This window comes from Rhodococcus sp. T7 (genome assembly GCF_009872365.1).
GTDB lineage: Bacteria > Actinomycetota > Actinomycetes > Mycobacteriales > Mycobacteriaceae > Rhodococcus_F.
Genome location: NZ_WXYH01000377.1, coordinates 92275 through 108687, shown reverse-complemented (window position 1 = coordinate 108687; position 16413 = coordinate 92275). Strand labels below are relative to the sequence as shown.

General features: G+C 69.3%; 18 protein-coding genes. 5 read left to right on the top strand and 13 right to left on the bottom strand.

Features of this window, described 5'->3' with window-relative positions; all coding sequences use genetic code 11:
* Window positions 1–167 precede the first annotated feature (167 nt).
* Complete coding sequence (locus tag MLGJGCBP_RS41330; RefSeq protein WP_236581673.1) at window positions 168–743, top strand: hypothetical protein; 576 nt, start codon at window positions 168–170, stop codon at window positions 741–743.
* A 4-nt stretch (window positions 744–747) separates the two neighbouring features.
* On the opposite strand, the gene MLGJGCBP_RS41325 is transcribed toward MLGJGCBP_RS41330, so the two are convergent.
* The 7 genes from MLGJGCBP_RS41325 to MLGJGCBP_RS41295 form a co-directional block, all read right to left on the bottom strand.
* Window positions 748–1161: a PPOX class F420-dependent oxidoreductase gene (locus MLGJGCBP_RS41325; RefSeq protein ID WP_160103252.1), complete on the bottom strand. Its 414-nt coding sequence runs from the start codon at window positions 1159–1161 to the stop codon at window positions 748–750.
* Between the two features lie 55 nt (window positions 1162–1216).
* Complete coding sequence (locus MLGJGCBP_RS41320; protein ID WP_160103250.1) at window positions 1217–2086, bottom strand: hypothetical protein; 870 nt, start codon at window positions 2084–2086, stop codon at window positions 1217–1219.
* A gap of 45 nt (window positions 2087–2131) precedes the next feature.
* A complete protein-coding gene (dapC, locus tag MLGJGCBP_RS41315; protein WP_160103248.1) occupies window positions 2132–3232 on the bottom strand; it encodes a succinyldiaminopimelate transaminase in 1101 nt (366 codons plus the stop codon).
* Window positions 3233–3556: a ferredoxin gene (gene fdxA / locus MLGJGCBP_RS41310; RefSeq protein WP_005263360.1), complete on the bottom strand. Its 324-nt coding sequence runs from the start codon at window positions 3554–3556 to the stop codon at window positions 3233–3235.
* A 108-nt stretch (window positions 3557–3664) separates the two neighbouring features.
* Complete coding sequence (locus MLGJGCBP_RS41305) at window positions 3665–4435, bottom strand: hypothetical protein (protein WP_087556442.1); 771 nt, start codon at window positions 4433–4435, stop codon at window positions 3665–3667.
* On the bottom strand, window positions 4432–7059 hold the full coding sequence (locus tag MLGJGCBP_RS41300) for a bifunctional FO biosynthesis protein CofGH (RefSeq protein WP_160103246.1): 2628 nt from the start codon (window positions 7057–7059) through the stop codon (window positions 4432–4434). The genes MLGJGCBP_RS41305 and MLGJGCBP_RS41300 overlap by 4 nt, the downstream gene beginning before the upstream one ends.
* Before the next feature lie 45 nt (window positions 7060–7104).
* Complete coding sequence (locus MLGJGCBP_RS41295; RefSeq protein ID WP_015889740.1) at window positions 7105–7290, bottom strand: hypothetical protein; 186 nt, start codon at window positions 7288–7290, stop codon at window positions 7105–7107.
* Between the two features lie 82 nt (window positions 7291–7372).
* On the opposite strand from MLGJGCBP_RS41295, the gene MLGJGCBP_RS41290 reads away from it, so the two are divergent.
* From MLGJGCBP_RS41290 to MLGJGCBP_RS41280, 3 genes are read left to right on the top strand one after another with little or no spacing between them, the layout of a single operon-like run.
* Window positions 7373–7873 (top strand): PH domain-containing protein, encoded by a 501-nt coding sequence (locus tag MLGJGCBP_RS41290; RefSeq protein WP_087556444.1) that lies wholly within the window; start codon window positions 7373–7375, stop codon window positions 7871–7873.
* Entirely contained in the window at window positions 7870–9411 is a 1542-nt protein-coding gene (locus MLGJGCBP_RS41285) for a PH domain-containing protein (RefSeq protein ID WP_160103244.1), read from the top strand. Before MLGJGCBP_RS41290 ends, MLGJGCBP_RS41285 begins: the two co-directional genes overlap by 4 nt.
* A complete protein-coding gene (locus MLGJGCBP_RS41280) occupies window positions 9396–10109 on the top strand; it encodes a uracil-DNA glycosylase (RefSeq protein ID WP_087556446.1) in 714 nt (237 codons plus the stop codon). Before MLGJGCBP_RS41285 ends, MLGJGCBP_RS41280 begins: the two co-directional genes overlap by 16 nt.
* Window positions 10110–10173: 64 nt before the next feature.
* Here the strand turns inward: MLGJGCBP_RS41280 and MLGJGCBP_RS41275 are convergent, their stop codons facing one another.
* Entirely contained in the window at window positions 10174–11016 is an 843-nt protein-coding gene (locus tag MLGJGCBP_RS41275) for a uroporphyrinogen-III synthase (protein ID WP_160103242.1), read from the bottom strand.
* Between the two features lie 39 nt (window positions 11017–11055).
* Here MLGJGCBP_RS41275 and MLGJGCBP_RS41270 point away from each other — a divergent pair, with 39 nt between their 5' ends.
* Window positions 11056–11433, top strand: coding sequence for a VOC family protein (locus MLGJGCBP_RS41270; protein ID WP_087556448.1), 378 nt, complete (start codon window positions 11056–11058; stop codon window positions 11431–11433).
* Here MLGJGCBP_RS41270 and MLGJGCBP_RS41265 read toward each other — a convergent pair.
* The 5 genes from MLGJGCBP_RS41265 to MLGJGCBP_RS41250 all read right to left on the bottom strand — a co-directional run bounded on the left by MLGJGCBP_RS41265 (window position 11430) and on the right by MLGJGCBP_RS41250 (window position 16392).
* Complete coding sequence (locus MLGJGCBP_RS41265) at window positions 11430–12947, bottom strand: catalase (protein ID WP_160103240.1); 1518 nt, start codon at window positions 12945–12947, stop codon at window positions 11430–11432. The two genes, MLGJGCBP_RS41270 and MLGJGCBP_RS41265, sit on opposite strands and share 4 nt — an antisense overlap.
* 30 nt (window positions 12948–12977) lie before the next feature.
* Entirely contained in the window at window positions 12978–13406 is a 429-nt protein-coding gene (locus MLGJGCBP_RS41260) for a hypothetical protein (protein ID WP_160103238.1), read from the bottom strand.
* A 14-nt stretch (window positions 13407–13420) separates the two neighbouring features.
* On the bottom strand, window positions 13421–13579 hold the full coding sequence (locus MLGJGCBP_RS50895; RefSeq protein ID WP_005239161.1) for a hypothetical protein: 159 nt from the start codon (window positions 13577–13579) through the stop codon (window positions 13421–13423).
* A gap of 99 nt (window positions 13580–13678) precedes the next feature.
* On the bottom strand, window positions 13679–14557 hold the full coding sequence (gene mshB / locus MLGJGCBP_RS41255; RefSeq protein WP_087556451.1) for an N-acetyl-1-D-myo-inositol-2-amino-2-deoxy-alpha-D-glucopyranoside deacetylase: 879 nt from the start codon (window positions 14555–14557) through the stop codon (window positions 13679–13681).
* Window positions 14554–16392, bottom strand: a complete 1839-nt coding sequence (locus MLGJGCBP_RS41250; protein ID WP_442972151.1) for an ABC transporter family substrate-binding protein — start codon at window positions 16390–16392, stop codon at window positions 14554–14556. Before MLGJGCBP_RS41250 ends, mshB begins: the two co-directional genes overlap by 4 nt.
* Between the last annotated feature and the right edge of the window lie 21 nt (window positions 16393–16413).

The window sequence follows — 16413 nt, the reverse complement described above, 5'->3', positions numbered from 1 at the left end:
TCCTGCCCTCAGATCGTGTGAGGAACTGTGACCGGGAACCGCGGCCGGACGGGGACACCCGTCCGAACGGAACCCTCGAGCCCAGGTTAGCTCTGTACGGGGGCAGCCATCCGGTTTTGACGCGCCGACGGGCTGGCTACCATCGGCGCATGGCCGAACGGAACCGCGTGTCACCCCGCTCCGGCATCGTCGCGATTCCGCTGCGCGGCCGGTTCATGGGCAATCGGGGCTGCCTGCACCGCGGGCACTCCGTGGTGCGCAATCATTCCGGCAAACGGTGGATCATCTGCGTCACCGACTACCCGGCGCGCACGGTCCCGCAGTGGAGCGAGGGCCACTACACGGTGCTGTTCTTCCACGACGAGGCGGTGGCGCTGGCCGCCGGGCACCGGCCGTGCGCCCTCTGCAGGCGCGAGCCGTACAACGACTTTCGCGCCGCCTGGCGGTCCGCGAACGGGGGCGCCCTGCCGAGCGCCGACGAGATGGACGCCCGGTTGCACGGCGAACGACTGGACGGGTCCCGTCAGCGAACGCACCGGGCCGCGTGGTCGTCGCTGCCCCGCGGCGCCTTCGTGCTGTTCGACGACGGTCCCGCGGTCGTGCTCGACGACACCGTCGTCCCGTGGTCGGCCGACGGATACAGGACGCCGTCGAACCGGCCGGAGGGCGGCACCGCCACCGTCCTGACACCGCCGTCCACCGTCGCCGTGCTCGCGGCCGGCTATTCCCCGGACATCGCGTAGTCCGCTACACGTCGCGTGCGTTCGAGACGAGTTGGTGGACGTCCTGGTCGGTGGCGCCGAGCCCGAAGCTGATGATGCGTTCTGAGCGGATGCGGATGGTCGGGCCGCCGAGACCGTTCGCCTGGGCTGCGTCGGCGTCGAGGGCCTCGGCGCGACCGCGGATTTCGACGCAGCGGACCCGCCACGGGTCGACGGACGGCACGTCGTCCACGACGAACGCCACCTTCCCGTTGTCGGCGACGTTGCGGAACTTACGGCTCGCCGCCATGTTGTAGCCCTGGATGTCGATCGTGGACGTGTCGGGGTTGTAGTGGAAGCCGACGGGACTGACCTGCAAGGTTCCGCCGGGTTGCACCGTGGCGAGCCTGCCGATGCGCTGCGATGCCAGGTAATCGAGTTCCTGCTCGGTGAATGACATGAGGCCAGGCTAAGACCTCAACCGCGCTCGAGGTCAAGGTTTCCGGCACTCGTCCTCAGCCGAGGTCGTCGAGTGCGCGCCGGGCTGCCTCGACCCGCCGCTCCGCCACCTCCAGTTCGCGTTCTCCCCGGTGCACTGCCTCCGCCGAGGCCCTCTCCGCGTTCCGGGTGAACTGCCGCTCCTGCTCGGCGTGTTCGAGTTCGGCGCGCAGTTCCTCGATCCGGTGGTCGATCTCGGTCAGCGTGGATCGCGCCTGCCCGAGTTCGGTGTTCGCGTCGTCCAGCGCGCCGCGGATCTCGTCGGCCCCGGACGTGGCGTCCGCCAGTTCCGCCTCGGCCGCAGCGCGTTCGGCGTCGAGATCACGCTCCTGCGATTTCTTCGCCTTCTTCGGCTTTTCGGGTTCGGACTTCGACGGCTTCTTCGCCGACTTTCCCTGGACGGCGGTGAGTCCGGCGGGCCCGAAACCGCTGTAGCTCGCCGCCGTCACTACCCGGCCGCGCCGCACCTGTTCGGCGGTGTCGGCGTCGGCGAGCGCGGCGTGCAGCGTCTGACCGACATCCCGCAGCGCGTCCTCACCGACGGTCCGGCCCCGGTCGGCGGCGAGTTCGCCGGCCTTGCGCGCCAACGCCCGGACCACCTGCTGGCGCTGCGTCGTCAGCCGCCGAAGGTCCGGGCCGGACAGGTGCCGCTGCGCATCGCGGAGGGCGTCGCCGAGGGTGAGGAGCGCACCCACCTCGTCGGGCAGTTCGCGGGCGAGCAGGTTGACGAGCCAGCCGACGACTGTGGGCTTCCGCAGTTTCCCGATCTCGGTGGCCAGGGCGCGGTCCTTGTTCTCCCGCGCCGCCGTCACCTGCGCCGTGCGCGCCTCGACGAACTCACCGGGGTCGAGGCCGTACAGTTCGTCGGCGACGTCGTCGAGGGTCACGGCACCATACTTGCACCGCGACCGTTCCGTCCGGGCCGACTCGGGTCAGGCGAGTCGTTCCGCTGCGGCCGCGATTCGTTCGTCGTCGGCCGTGAGCGCGATCCGGACGTGGGTGCCGCCGCCGGGACCGTAGAACTCCCCCGGCGCCACGAGAATGCCCCGCTCGGCGAACCATTCGACGGTGTCCCGGCAGGCTTCGCCGCGGGTCGCCCACAGGTACAGCCCGGCCTCGGAATCGTCGACGGTGAATCCGGCGCCGCGCACCGCTGCGAGAAGGATCTCGCGGCGACGGCGGTACCGTTCACGCTGCTCGTTCTCGTGGTCGTCGTCGCCGAGCGCGGCGGTCATCGCCGACTGGATCGGCAACGGCACCATCATGCCCGCGTGCTTGCGGACCTCGAGAAGTTCGGCAACCAACGCCGGGTCACCGGTGACGAAGCCCGCGCGGTAGCTCGCGAGGTTGGACGTCTTCGACAGCGAATGCACCGCGAGGAGACCGGTGAGATCGCCGTCGTTCACCCGCTCGTCGAGGATGGAGAGTGCTTCCCCTTCCCAGGTCAACCCCAGGTAGCACTCGTCGGACGCCACGATGGCGCCCCGGGTGCGCGCCCAGTCGACCACCTTGCGCAGATGCTCGAGGCCGAGCACCTTGCCGGTCGGATTGGACGGCGAGTTCACGAAGATCAGCGACGCGCCCTCGGGGCCGAGCCGGTTCAGGCCGTCGGTGCGGATCACCCGCGCACCCGCGAGGAGCGCACCCACCTCGTAGGTGGGGTACGCCAGCTCCGGAATGACCACGAGGTCGTCGGCGCCGAGCCCGAGAAGGCGTGGCAGCCAGGCGATGAGCTCCTTCGTGCCGATCGCGGGCAGCACCGCCGCCTGATCGATGCCGGTGATTCCGTAGCGGCGGCGCAGCGCCTCGACCGCGGCGTTGCGGAGTTCGTCCGTGCCGTGCGTCGTCGGATATCCCGGAACCGCGGCGACCGCGGTCAGCGCCTCCTGGATGATCGGGGCCACCGGATCGACGGGGGTTCCCACCGACAGGTTGACGATGCCACCCGGGTGGGCGAAGGCCTTCGCCTTCGCCGACTCGAGCGAGTCCCACGGAAAGTCGGGAAGTGCTGCGGCTACCGGGATACGAGGCATCTAGTCCTCGCCCATGGGGGGCAGCGCCTTGACGAACGGCGGGTCGTAGTCGACCTTGCCCAGCTTCGCCGCGCCGCCGGGGGAACCGAGGTCGTCGAAGAAGTCGACATTCGCGGCGATGTAGCCGTTCCACTGGTCCGGAACGTCGTCTTCGTAGAAGATGGCTTCGACGGGGCAGACGGGTTCACAGGCGCCGCAGTCCACGCATTCGTCCGGATGGATGTAGAGCATCCGCCCGCCCTCGTAGATGCAGTCGACAGGGCATTCCTCGATACACGCCTTGTCCAGCACATCCACGCACGGTTCAGCAATCGTGTAGGGCACTGCCGCTCTCCCTGCCTTTCTGACACGAGTTAGCACGAGGTACGGGCCGCTTGTACCTCGTGGAAGAAATCATTATCGCCTGCCAGGCGGACTCCTCTGCGGTGAGGGTTACCTGACCCGGCGGATCGTCGCGGGCATCGGCGCCCGGTTCGCAATCCGTTTCTCGGCTTGTTTTACGGCTCTCACCAGCGCGCCACGTTCGCCGAGATACCCGGCCACCACACCGACCACCGGGATGTTGCCCAGCAGCGCGTAGGTCCCGCCCGGTTGCGGGCGTTTGTCTAGTTCGTCACTGAGCGCCCGCACCGTGCCCGCGGTGCGCCACAGCGCGCCGATCAGCCCGAACGGGCGCCACACCGAGGCACCGTCCGCCGAATCGGATGGCGGGGTCGCGCGGGCGAGCACCGCGGACGCGTCCGTCTCACGGCGGCAGAGCACGGACGCCAGCAGGTCCACCTGCTCGGACCGGTCGGTGACGCCGTGCTCCCGGGCCACGGCGACGAGCACGACGGCCTGATTCGCGAATCCGAGCACGTCCTGGATCGGGAGCCGGTTGAGGAGAACACCGAACATGCCCGGGGACGCGACCGCGATCGTGTTCAGCGCACCGATCCGCGTCACCCACCACCGTGCCCGCTCGTCGTCGCTCGCCTTCTCCCACGACGCCGTTCCCGGGAACCGCACGGTGTCGAGCACCCACGCGAGGCCGTCGAGCAGCGCCTCCGCGGCGCCCCGTTCCTCCGCTGCCGGGGTGAACGTCCGGCCCTTGATACCGAACGGATCCGTGAGGGCCAGATCGAGCACGGGGTTGATGCCGCGTGCGGCGCGGTCCAGGATGCCGACGACCGTGTCGTCGCCCAGCCGATGTGTCTCGCTCATGCGGCCGGCGACCGTCCCTCGCGCCGGGCGTGTGTGGTGGTGCGTTCGCGGGCCGGGCGGCCGATGCCCTCGGCGATGGCCCGCAACTCGGCGACGGTCTTCTCCGAGCCGTGCTCGGAACCCGCCATCCGGGAGATGGTCTCCTCCATCAACGTGCCGCCGAGATCGTTCGCCCCGCCCCGCAACATCACCTGGGTGCCGGTCACCCCGAGCTTGACCCAGCTGGTCTGAATGTTCGGGATCCGCCCGTGCAGCATGATCCGGGCCAGCGCGTGCACCGCCCGGTTGTCCCGGTTGGTCGGACCCGGCCGCGACGCCCCCGCCAGATACAGCGGCGCACTCTGATGCACGAACGGCAACGGCACGAACTCGGTGAACCCACCGGTGCGGTCCTGAATAGAGGACAGCACCCGCAGATGCCCCACCCAATGCTTCGGGTTGTCGACGTGCCCGTACATCATCGTCGAACTCGACCGCAGCCCCACCTCGTGCGCCGTGGTCACCACCTCCACCCAGGTGGCGGTCGGCAACTTCCCCTTCGTCAGCACCCACCGCACCTCGTCGTCGAGGATCTCCGCCGCCGTCCCCGGAATGGTGTCCAGACCCGCCTCCCGCAACTCCGTCAACCAGTCCCGGATGCTCTGCCCGCCCCGGGAGGCGCCGTTGACGATCTCCATCGGCGAGAACGCGTGCACATGCATCGACGGGACCCGCTTCTTCACCGCCCGCACCAGATCCGCGTACCCGGTCACCGGCAACTCCGGGTCGATACCGCCCTGCATGCACACCTCCGTCGCCCCCGCGACGTGCGCCTCCCACGCCCGGTCCGCGACCTCGTCGGTGGACAGGGTGAACGCGTCCGCGTCCCCCTTGCGCTGCGCGAACGCACAGAACCGGCACCCGGTGTAGCAGATGTTGGTGAAATTGATGTTCCGGTTCACCACATACGTGACCTCGTCCCCGACCGCATCCTTACGCAGCGCATCGGCCAACGCGACCACCGCCTCGAGTCCCGCCCCGTCCGCGGTCGCCAACGCCAGGTACTCGTCATCGGACAGCCCCGCCGGGTCGCGTTCGGCGCTGCGCAGCGCCGCCAGGACGTCGGTGTCCACCCGCACCGGGCCGGACAACTCCAGCACCTGCTCGCGGACGGTCTCCCAGTCCCCGAACGCGCTGCCCAGATCGCTGCGGGTGTCGGTGTTGCGGCCGGCGGTGTCGATCTCGGTGTTCAGGTCCACCCGCCCCGCCGACTCCCACGACTCGTCCGGCTCCTGCCACGGCAGCCCGACCGGTGTGGTGTCGGGCTTGGCGAGCCCGGTCTGCGGGTCGGAGAGGGCGTGCACGTGCCCGGTGATCCGCGGATCGATCCACGGCGCCCCGGCGAGGACGAACTGCGGCTGCGCCGCGGTGCGTTCGGTGAGTTCGAACCCGGCGGCCGCGGTGATCTCGGCCAGGGTGTCCAGGTTCGGCCACGGCCGCTCCGGGTTCACATGGTCCGGGGTCAGCGGCGACACCCCACCCCAGTCGTCGACGCCGGCCCCCAGCAGCGCGGCGCATTCGGTGGTCGAGACCAGATTCGGCGGCGACTGGATCCGCATCCCCGGGCCCAGCAGCAACCGGGACACCGCGATGGTCGCGGTGAACTCCTCGAGACCGGCGTCGGGGGTATCGCGCATCGCGGTGTCCGGCTTGGCCAAAAAGTTCTGCACGATCACCTCCTGGACGTGCCCGAACGCCTTGTGCGACTTCCGGATCGCCATGATCGACTCGGCCCGCTCCCGGACCGTCTCGCCGATGCCCACCAGAATCCCGGTGGTGAACGGCACACTGAGCCGGCCGGCGTCGGTCAGGGTGCGCAACCGCACCGCCGGATCCTTGTCCGGGCTGCCGTAATGGCATTCGCCCTTGTCGGTGAACAGCCGGGTGGAGGTGGTTTCGAGCATCATCCCCATCGACGGGGCCACCGGCTTGAGCCGGGAGATCTCCTCCCAGCTCATCACACCCGGGTTCAGGTGCGGCAGCAACCCGGTCTCCTCGAGCACCCGGATCGACATCGCCCGCAGGTAGTCCAGCGTCGAGTCGTAGCCCCGCTCGTCGAGCCACTGCTTGGCCTCCGGCCACCGATCCTCCGGACGGTCACCCAAGGTGAACAGGGCTTCCTTGCAGCCCAATTCGGCGCCCTGACGGGCGATCTCGAGGACCTCGTCCGGTTCCAGATACGCCCCGCGCCCCTCCGCCCGCAACTTGCCCGGCACCGTCACGAACGTGCAGTAATGGCACTTGTCCCGGCACAACCGGGTCAACGGGATGAACACCTTCCGCGAATACGTGACCGCCTTCGGCCGACCCGCCGCCAGCAACCCGGCATCGCGGACCTTCGCCGCCGACGAACACAGATCCACCAGATCGTCGCCGCGGGCCTGCAACAACACCGTCGCCTCGTCCACGTTCAGCGTGGCGCCGTCCCGGGCACGTCGCAGCACCCGCCGCATCGCGGACGCGGACGGGGCCGCTTCCTGCGCCGATACGCCGGACGGGGGTGCCGCCGGAACACCCGGCATGGGAAGCATCGTGGGCCGGCCGGACTCTTCACCTGAATGGGTCACCCAGCGATCATGCGCCATCGACGACGAGCCGTGCCACCCAGACTCCGTGAGCGGCGGGGATCGCTACCCGCGCGGGTAGTCCTCGTCGACCGGAACCGCCCGGCTCTGCTCGGCGGCGTCCGCCTCGTTCACCTCCAGCGACGACACTTCTTCGACCTCGTCGGAGTTGTCGTCGTCGACGGCGATCTCCTGCTCGAGCCGGTCCGCCTCGGGAACCTCCGGAGAATCGGCCGCATCGAATGACGTCATGTCTGCGCTCCTTTCGCTTCGGGGTTCCTCCCACCATAGGTCCGTTCTCGACAGAATGGCGGGGCACGGCCAAAGTAGGGGCATGAGTGTGCCCACCACCGTCACCATGGCGGAGCCGCTGTGGCGGCCCAGCCCCAAAGCCAAGCAGCTGTGGGCAATCAACGCTGCCCTCCTCTGGTTTCCCGTCTTCGTCGTGCAGGCCGTCGCGCTCGTCTTCCACTGGTGGCCCGTGTGGGTACATCTCACGGTCCTCGCGATCACCGTCGTGCTCGCGATCGTCCACGTCGCCGTCGTCCCCTTCTGGCGATACCGGGTGCATCGGTGGGAGATCAGCGACACCGCGGTCTACACGCGAAGCGGCTGGTTCACCCAGGAACGGCGCATCGCGCCTATCTCCCGCATCCAGACCGTCGACACCGAACGCGGACCCATCGACCGCATGCTGGGGCTGGCTACCGTCACCGTCACGACGGCGTCGTCCGCAGGTGCCGTCAAGATCGCCGCCCTCGATCAGGGCACCGCCGACCGCACCGTCGCGCGGCTCACCGAGATCGCGGGCACCAACGTCGGTGACGCCACATGAGTGCGGCACCGGAACCGGGCGTCGCTCCGCCGATCGCGCAGGGCGAGGCGGCGGTCGCGGCGGAGGAGGAGCAGCCCTGGCTGCGCCTGGACCGTCGGATGCTGCTGGTCCACCCCGTCAACGAGATCGTCAAACTCCTGCCGGTGCTGCTGATTTCGCTGGTGATCGGCACCCAGAGCGGCAACCACGTGTGGAGTCTCGTCGCCATCGTCGTGTTCGTGGTGTTCGGCGTCTCGCGCTGGTTCACGACGAGTTACCGCATCGGCCCGGTCCACGTGCAACTGCGGCAGGGCCTGTTCAACAAACGCCTGCTGTCCGTACCGCGCAACCGGATCCGCTCCGTCGACGTGGAGGCGGGGGTGCTGCATCGGCTGCTCGGGCTGTCGATCGTGCGCATCGGCACCGGCCGGCAGGTGGGGGCCAAGCCGGATGCGGCGAAGTTCGAACTCAACGCCCTCTCCACCGGGCTGGTGCCCGACCTGCGCGCCGCGCTCCTCGCCCGTCAGCCCTCCCCCGAAGTCGAGCACACCGCGGTCACGCAGGAACCCGCGGTGGACGAGATCGGCCACTGGACTCCCGCGTGGGTGCGCTACGCCCCGTTCTCGGTGACCGGGGTGGTGACCATCGCGGCGATCGTCGGACTCGCGTTCCAATACGGAATCGGGGCGAAGATCGCCCGCTCGTCGACGGTGGCCGAGGGGATCGAATCCGCCGAGCGCGTCGGGGTCGCCGTGGCCGTCGTCGTCGGCATCGTCGTCCTCCTGATCGTCGCCAGCGGCCTCGCGTGCGTCCGGTACCTGCTGACGTACGGCAACATGACGCTGACGGACAACGGTCGCACCCTGCACGTCAGCCACGGCCTGCTGAAGACCCGCCAGACCACCCTCGATCGCGCCCGGCTCCGCGGTACGCGGCTCGAGGAACCACTCCTGCTGCGGCTCGCCGGCGGCGCCCGGCTCGATGCCGTGATGACCGGTGTCAGCGCCGAGAGGCGCGAGTCCTCGCTGCTGCTCCCCCAGGCGCCGCGCGCGGAGGCGGAGCGGGTGATGGCCACCGTCATCGGCGACCACCGCCAGGCCGCGGTCCCGCTCACCCCGCACGGGCCGGTCGCACAGCGGCGGCGTTACACCCGGGCCCTGATCCCCGCGGAGATCGCGCTCGCCGCCGCCCTCGTGTTCCTGATCCTCGACCGGCCCGTGTTCTGGGCGGTGTGGGCCGGGATCGCGATGCTCGCCGTCGGCGGGGTGGCGCTGGCGTGGGACCGGTACCGCGGCCTCGGTCACGCCGTGGTGCCCGGGTGGTTGATCACCCGCAGCGGCTCCCTCGACCGCGCCCGGGTCAGTCTCGAGGCCGACGGCATCATCGGCTGGACCGTCCGCCAGACGTTCTTCCAGCGGCGGGCAGGAGTGGCGACCGTCATCGCCGCGACCCCCGCAGGCACTGGAAAATACCTGATGATCGACCTGCCTGCCGATCAGGCGTGGTCGCTCATCGAGTCGGTGGCCCCCGGCGGAGGTGACGTGTGGGCGCGCCGCTGAACGACATCGCCGGTCTCGACGCCCACCTGATCGACTGCCGGGCGTGCCCCCGCCTCGTCGAGTGGCGGGAGACCGTCGCACGCGAGAAGCGCGCGTCGTTTCGCGACGAAACCTATTGGGGCCGGCCGGTTCCCGGATTCGGTCCGGCCGACGCGTCCCTGCTGATCGTCGGTCTCGCGCCCGCCGCACACGGCGGGAACCGGACCGGGCGCATGTTCACCGGCGACCGCAGCGGCGACTTCCTGTACGCCGCCCTGCACGCCGTGGGTCTCGCGAGCCAGCCGACGGCCACCCGCATCGGCGACGGCCTCGAACTGTTCGGCGTCCGGATCACGTCCCCGGTGCACTGCGCGCCGCCCGCGAACAAGCCCACCCCTCAGGAACGCGACAACTGCCGGCACTGGCTCGACGCCGAACTACGCATCCTGCAACCCGGCCTGCGGTCGGTGATCGTGCTCGGCGGGTTCGGCTGGCAGTCGCTGCTCCCGGTCCTCGACGACGCCGGCTGGGCCGTCCCCCGGCCGCGACCCAAGTTCGGGCACGGCGCGCACGTCGAACTGGCCGGCACCGAACGTCCCCTGCACCTGTTCGGGTGCTACCACGTCAGCCAGCAGAACACGTTCACCGGCAGGCTGACCCCCGCCATGCTCGAGTCGGTGCTCTCCGACGCCGCACGCGTGGCCGGGCTGCTCGACTGATTTCGGGCGCCCGACCGCCGGGCGAACGGTACATCCGACGCGTCAGAAGCGCCGAAAGCGCCGTTCACCCCGCATGCCGCCGCTTCGGGAGTTCCTCGATGATGTATTTGGCCATGCTGCCGAGCCGGGGGCGGGCGGGTTGCATGGTCTCCACACCCAGGACGGTGAGAGGCGAGGCCGTGACGGAACCGACGCAGACGGGTGCGACCGGACCGTGGAACGCCTGCAGGAGGGCATCGACCCGGTCGGTGTCCTTCGCGGTGCTGAGCAACGAGGACACGGCGGGTGCGCTGGTGAAGGTGACGGCGTCGACCTCGGCGCGGACGATCCGGTCGAGCAGCGTCAGCAGTGGCTGCTGGTTCTCGGGCCGGATCCACCGGTACACCGACACGGCCGTCGTCTCGGCCCCGGCGCCGGCGAGGGAGACGCTGAGGTCGGTCATCGGTTCCCATTCGGTGATGGTGCCGTGCAACTGGACCACGACGCGCAGTCCGCGCACCCCCTCGGCCACGAGGTGGTCGTGCACTTCCTCGGACGATTCGGTGTCGGGCGACCACTCCTCGCGCAGGCCTGCGCCGCGGACGGCGCCCTTCGCCTTGGGGCCGCGGGTGATGATCCGCGCCGATTGCAGGGCGGTGAGCAGTGCGTCTTCCTCGTTCCAGGCCCGTGCCGCGTCCAGCCATCCCCGGAATCCGACCGCGGTGCTCACGACGAGGAGGTCCGGCGGCGACGCGATGATCTCGGCGGTGCGGGCGCGCAGATCGGAGTCGTCGACGAGCGGAAGCACGTGGATGGCCGGGGTGTGGACGATGGCGGCGCCGTGCCGTTCGAGCAGCGTGATGAACTCGGCGGCCCGCCGTTCGGCGGTGACGGCGATGGTGAGACCGGACAGTTCGTCGTTCGACATTCCCTCAGTGTGACGGACGAATCGCACTAGGCTGCCCACATGATCACAGCTGTGCACACTCTGGTCTACGCCGACGACGCCGAGGCCGCCCGCGATTTCTTCCGCGACGTGCTGGGCTGGCCGCACGTCGACGCCGGCGGCGGTTGGCTGATCTTCCGCACCGGGCCGTCGGAGATGGGAGTGCATCCCACCTCGGACGATCGGGGCGGCGAGCCGTGGTCGACCCGGCCGCATCACGAGATCTCGCTGATGTGCGACGACATCGAGTCGACCGTGGCGGAACTCGAGGCCAAGGGCGCCGAATTCACCCGCGGAATCCGGGACGACCGGTACGGCCTCACCACCTCCCTGAAGATCCCCGGAGCGGGAGAGATGACGCTGTACGAGCCCCGGCACCCGGTGGCGTTCGAGGGTTAGGCCTTCGCCTGCGCGCTGCTGCGCGCCGGATTGGCCTGCTCCCCCGCCTTGGGATCCGTCTCGGACTGCTTCTCCGACACCCCGTCGGCGATCCGGTCGCCGAGCGTCTTGTCGACGTTGCGCCAGTACTCGAACGCCTTCGCCAGGATCGGTTCGCTGACGCCGTTGAGCAGGTGCCCGACGATGTTGTCCACCAGGCGGTCCCGGGCGGCGTCGTCGAGTACGTCACGGACCATCGTCCCGGCCTGACCCCAGTCGTCGTCCTCCTTGTGGAGTGCGTAGGGCGAGCGGACCATGTCGCCGGCGCCGTACCAGGTGGCGGTCTCCCCGACCTGCGACGGATCGGCGTGCGGGCCACCCTTGGAATTCGGCACGTACACCGGGTCCCCGGGGTTGTGGTGCCGCATGTTGCCGTCCTTCGAGTACGAATGGACGGGTACGTGCGGCCGGTTGACGGGCAGTTCCTTGTAGTTGGCGCCGATCCGGTAGCGGTGGGCGTCCGGGTAGGAGAACAGCCGGCCGATGAGCATCTTGTCGGGGCTCGGGCCGATGCCGGGAACCAGATTGCTGGGTTCGAATGCGGCCTGCTCGATCTCGCAGTGGTAGTCGGTGGGGTTGCGGTCGAGTGTCATTCTGCCGACGGGGATCAGCGGGTAGTCGCCGTGCGGCCACACCTTGGTGAGGTCGAACGGGTTGAACCGGTAGTCGTCCGCATCCTTGAACGGCATGATCTGCATCTTCAGCGTCCAGCTCGGGTACTCACCGCCGTCGATGTGCTCCCACAGGTCCCGTGTGTGGTAATCGGTGTCGACGGCCGCCATCTGGTCGCCCTCGTGCTGCGTGAAGAACTCGATGCCCTGGTCGGTGTGGAAGTGGTATTTCACCCAGAATTTCTCGCCGGCGGCGTTCACCCACATGTAAGTGTGGCTGGAGTACCCGTTCATGTGCCGCCAGGTGCGCGGGATACCGCGATCGCCCATCAGCCAGGTGACCTGGTGCGCCGACTCCGGGGACAGCGTCCAGAAGTCCCACTGCATGTCGTGGTCGCGAAGGTTGTTGTCGGCGCGCCGCTTCTGCGAGCGGATGAAGTCCTGGAACTTCATCGGGTCGCGGACGAAGAAGACGGGCGTGTTGTTTCCGACCATGTCGTAGTTGCCCTGCTCGGTGTAGAACTTCACGGCGAATCCGCGAGGGTCGCGCCAGGTGTCCGGGCTGCCGCGCTCGCCGGCGACGGACGAGAATCGGATCAGCAGATCCGTCTTCTTCCCGGGCTGGAAGAGATCGGCTTTCGTGTACGCGGAGACGTCCTCGGTGACTTCGAACCGTCCGAACGCCCCGCCCCCCTTCGCGTGCGGTTGGCGTTCCGCAACGCGTTCGCGGTTGAACTGGGCCATCTTCTCGATCAGGTAGTGGTCCTGGAGGAGGATGGGCCCGTCCGTCCCGATGGTGAGCGAGTGTTCGTCACTCGTGACCGGGATGCCGGCGTCGTCGGTCGTGAAGTTCTGATCGGTCATCGCGATGCTCCTTCAGCAGACTGCTGGTGGTTACCGCGTACCCTCGCGTTCTGGAGGCGAAACAGCCCCGAAAGCCGCTTTGACACTGACCTTCCACAGGTAGACCGCTGCGGGAAGCAGCGAGCCGATCAGGAGCAGGAGCGTCCAGACGGACGCGAGCATGAGCACGTCGCCGCCCGGACCGCCGAACATGCAGAGCAGGAAACCGACCCCCCACCCGGCGAGCGGCAGCACTCCCGACCTGACCCGGCCGGTCGTGGACCGGGCGGCGATCACCAGCGCCAGATTGGCGACCGCGGCGGCGAGGATGCTGATCGGAAACGGCGTGGCACCGAGATAGCTGGGCAGGAACAGCACCGACAGGACGGCGCACAGAAAACCGTCGAACACCAGCAACGCGAGGGTGACCCTCCCCAAAGCGTCGAGGTGCCCGGGTTGCGTTGCGGTGCCGACGGTCATGTGTCAATAGTGGATCAGGCGACGGGCGGGTAGCCCAGCAGGGTCAGCAAATGGCTCTGCATGTCGGCGAATCCGTACAGCACGCTGTAGTACAGGTCGTGCTGGGCCGGCCACGAGGGCCGAAGCGTATCGACGAACGCGACGATGGCGTTCTGAACATCCCAGTTGTACATCTATCGCCTCTCCTGACGGGTGCCACGCGGACTCGACCGCGGCCGCTGCGTGACGTGCGCCACAGTGTAATACGTGACGGCGGTCACAGACACCTGCGGTCAGAGACGCACGCCACCGAAGAGGTCCCGCTCCCTGCCGTCGGCGTCCCGATCCCCGAGGGCGCCGCGCACCAGCACGAAATGCTCCTCCACCAGGATCGGCTGCGCGATGTCGTTGGAGAGCGCGTACTCGGTGCCGCTCGGCGCCACGGTCACCTGCGTGGCGTGCGCCGACAGCGCGTTCCGCTTCGCATCGAGCACACCCCGTACGTCGATCACCGTCGTCACGTCGGCGTCCGGCACGCTCGGCAATTCGCCGGGCTCCGGCAGCCGCCAGCCGTCGGGAAGATCGCCGATCCGGCAGAGACCTGCCTCGAGCGCACTCGCCTCGGTCACCGTCCAGTACAGCTTCGCGACCTCCCACGGGACGCCCGCGTCCGGGAACTGTTCGGTTCCCGCCGCCTCGACGGCCGCCGTGACGATCCCGTGCGCCTGGATGTGGTCGGGGTGCCCGTATCCGCCGTCCGGGTCGTACGTGACGACGACGTGCGGCCGCACCTCGCGGATGACCGCCACGATCGCCGCGGTCACCGAGTCGCGGTCGGCGTTGACGAAGGCGCGCGGGTTCGCCGCCGACGCCGTGCCCGCCATCCCGGAGTCGCGGAAGCGTCCCGCCCCTAAAAGGAATCGTGGCCGCCCCGCACCGAGCGACGCCAGCGCGGACGTCAGCTCACCGATCCGGAACCCGCCGAGCTGATCGGCGGCGTCCGCAACCAGGTGCGCCCACTCGTCACCGATCACCTCGCCCTCCTCGCCGAGCGTGCACGTCAGGACGTGGACGTCGGTACCGTCGGCGGCGTAGCGCGCGATGGTGCCGCCGGTGGTGAGGGTCTCATCGTCGGGATGGGCATGGACCAGCAGAAGTCGCCGCTCACTCATTCCTTGATCCTGCTCCAGTCTGCTGCGTCACTGAATATTCCGACGGGCACCGCGCCCGACAGCGATACCCCGTCGACACCGGGCCCGGCCGCGACCAGCGTGCGGTCCTGCATGATCGGCAGCACCGCGGCCAGGTCCCAGAGCCTGCGATCGGCGTCGGCGAGGGCCTGCGGCACGTCACCGACCCCACACAGCGCGGCGTCGATCGACGGCTGCAAGGTGGGATCGCAGACTCCCGACAGGTTCGACGGGGCCTCGGCCTCCGACACCGAATCACGTTCGGGGACGGCGGTTTCGGTGTTCGGCTGAGTCGTCGCGACCATTGCGGGCGGACAGCTGTGCCGGGACGCCAGCGCCGTCGCCGGGTCGGACCCGGCGCGCGACCAGCCGACGACCGCTCCGATGTCGCCCCTGCTCAGCGACTCACCGTACAACTCCTCGGCGGGCAGCGACGTCACCGTGGCGTCGATGCCGGCGCCGCGCAACTGGTCGGCCGCCGTGTTGGCGACGGCGCTCGCGGTGTCGTCTCCCTCGGGTGTCCCGATGACGAGCGTGAGCGGGACGCCCTCACGGACGAGCCGGGTGGGCGGCACCGTGCCTGCGGGAACGACGGTATCCGGGGGTGTTTCGGCGACGTAGCCGTATTCGGCCAGCTGCGCCAGCACCTGTTCGCGGCTCGGCCGCGCGGGTGCGGTCGCGCTGTAACCGGGATCGGAGGGGGCGTAGACCTGCGAGCGCGCCGGGACCGCCGACGCCTCGCTGCCCGCGCCCACGACGGCGAGCAGGTCCGTGTCCAGCAGGTTCAGCAGACTCTTCCGCACCCGGACGTCGGCGAGTTCGGGCACCCGGCCGTTCAGCGTCAGGTCGAGTCCGCGGGGCTGGAACGACGCACCGGTCCGCACCGCCGGGATCGCCGCGAGCTGAGCGGAAGTCGCTGTGCCCCCGTGAATCTGGACGATCTGGGTGTCGTTGTTGCGCATCGAGTCGGCGAGCTGCGACGGGGTGCCGTCGCGGCGCATCAGGATCTGGTCGGGGGTCGCCGGTTTGTCCCAGAACCGGTCGTTGCGTTCGAGCAGGATCTCGTCGCGGCCGCGGTCGATCGACTTGATGTGGAAGTGCCCGCCCGACACCGGGATGTTCTCGGCCAGTCCGGTCGCGAAACCGCCGGGGGAATCCTTGATGAGGTGTGACGGCAGCAGGTCGGTGAAGAGTTCACGCCACGCCGGGTAGGCGGCCTTCATTACGACGGTGACCGTCTTGCCGCCGCCCGAGGACCGGACGTCCTGGATCAGGTCGTAGCCGGCGGGGTCGACCACCCCGGGGGCGCTGATCATCTGCTGCCACAGGTAGCGGAAGTCCTCGGCGGCGATGGGCGCACCGTCGGACCATTGCGCTTCGTTGCGAAGCTGGTACGTGACGGTGAACGGTTCCTGCGACGTGACGTCCGCGGAGATGACGAGGGAGGAGTCGGGAATCCAGGTGCTGCCGCCCGGGTGCGCGGGGTCGGGCACCGGCCGGAACGGACTCGGCAGGACGAGGGCGCTCACCGCGGAGTTCGCCGGCGACTGGTCCGACAGCAGGTGCGGGTTGAATCCGCTGCCCACGTCGTCGATCGCGACGACGACGGGCTGCTTCTCGGTCGGGGACACCGTCGGCTTGGGGCTGTCGGTGCTCTCGACCGGCGGAGGCGGATCGGCGGTGCACGACGTGAGTACCGCCGTCGACAGTGCCAGCAGGAGTGCGGTCACTGCCACACCGTTCCCGCGGCTTCGGCCCCGAACTCCCCGAACCGCCCGAACCGCTCGGACTCTCTCGAGTCGACCCCCAGCACCCACCGCGCCGCCTTTCCTCAGAGA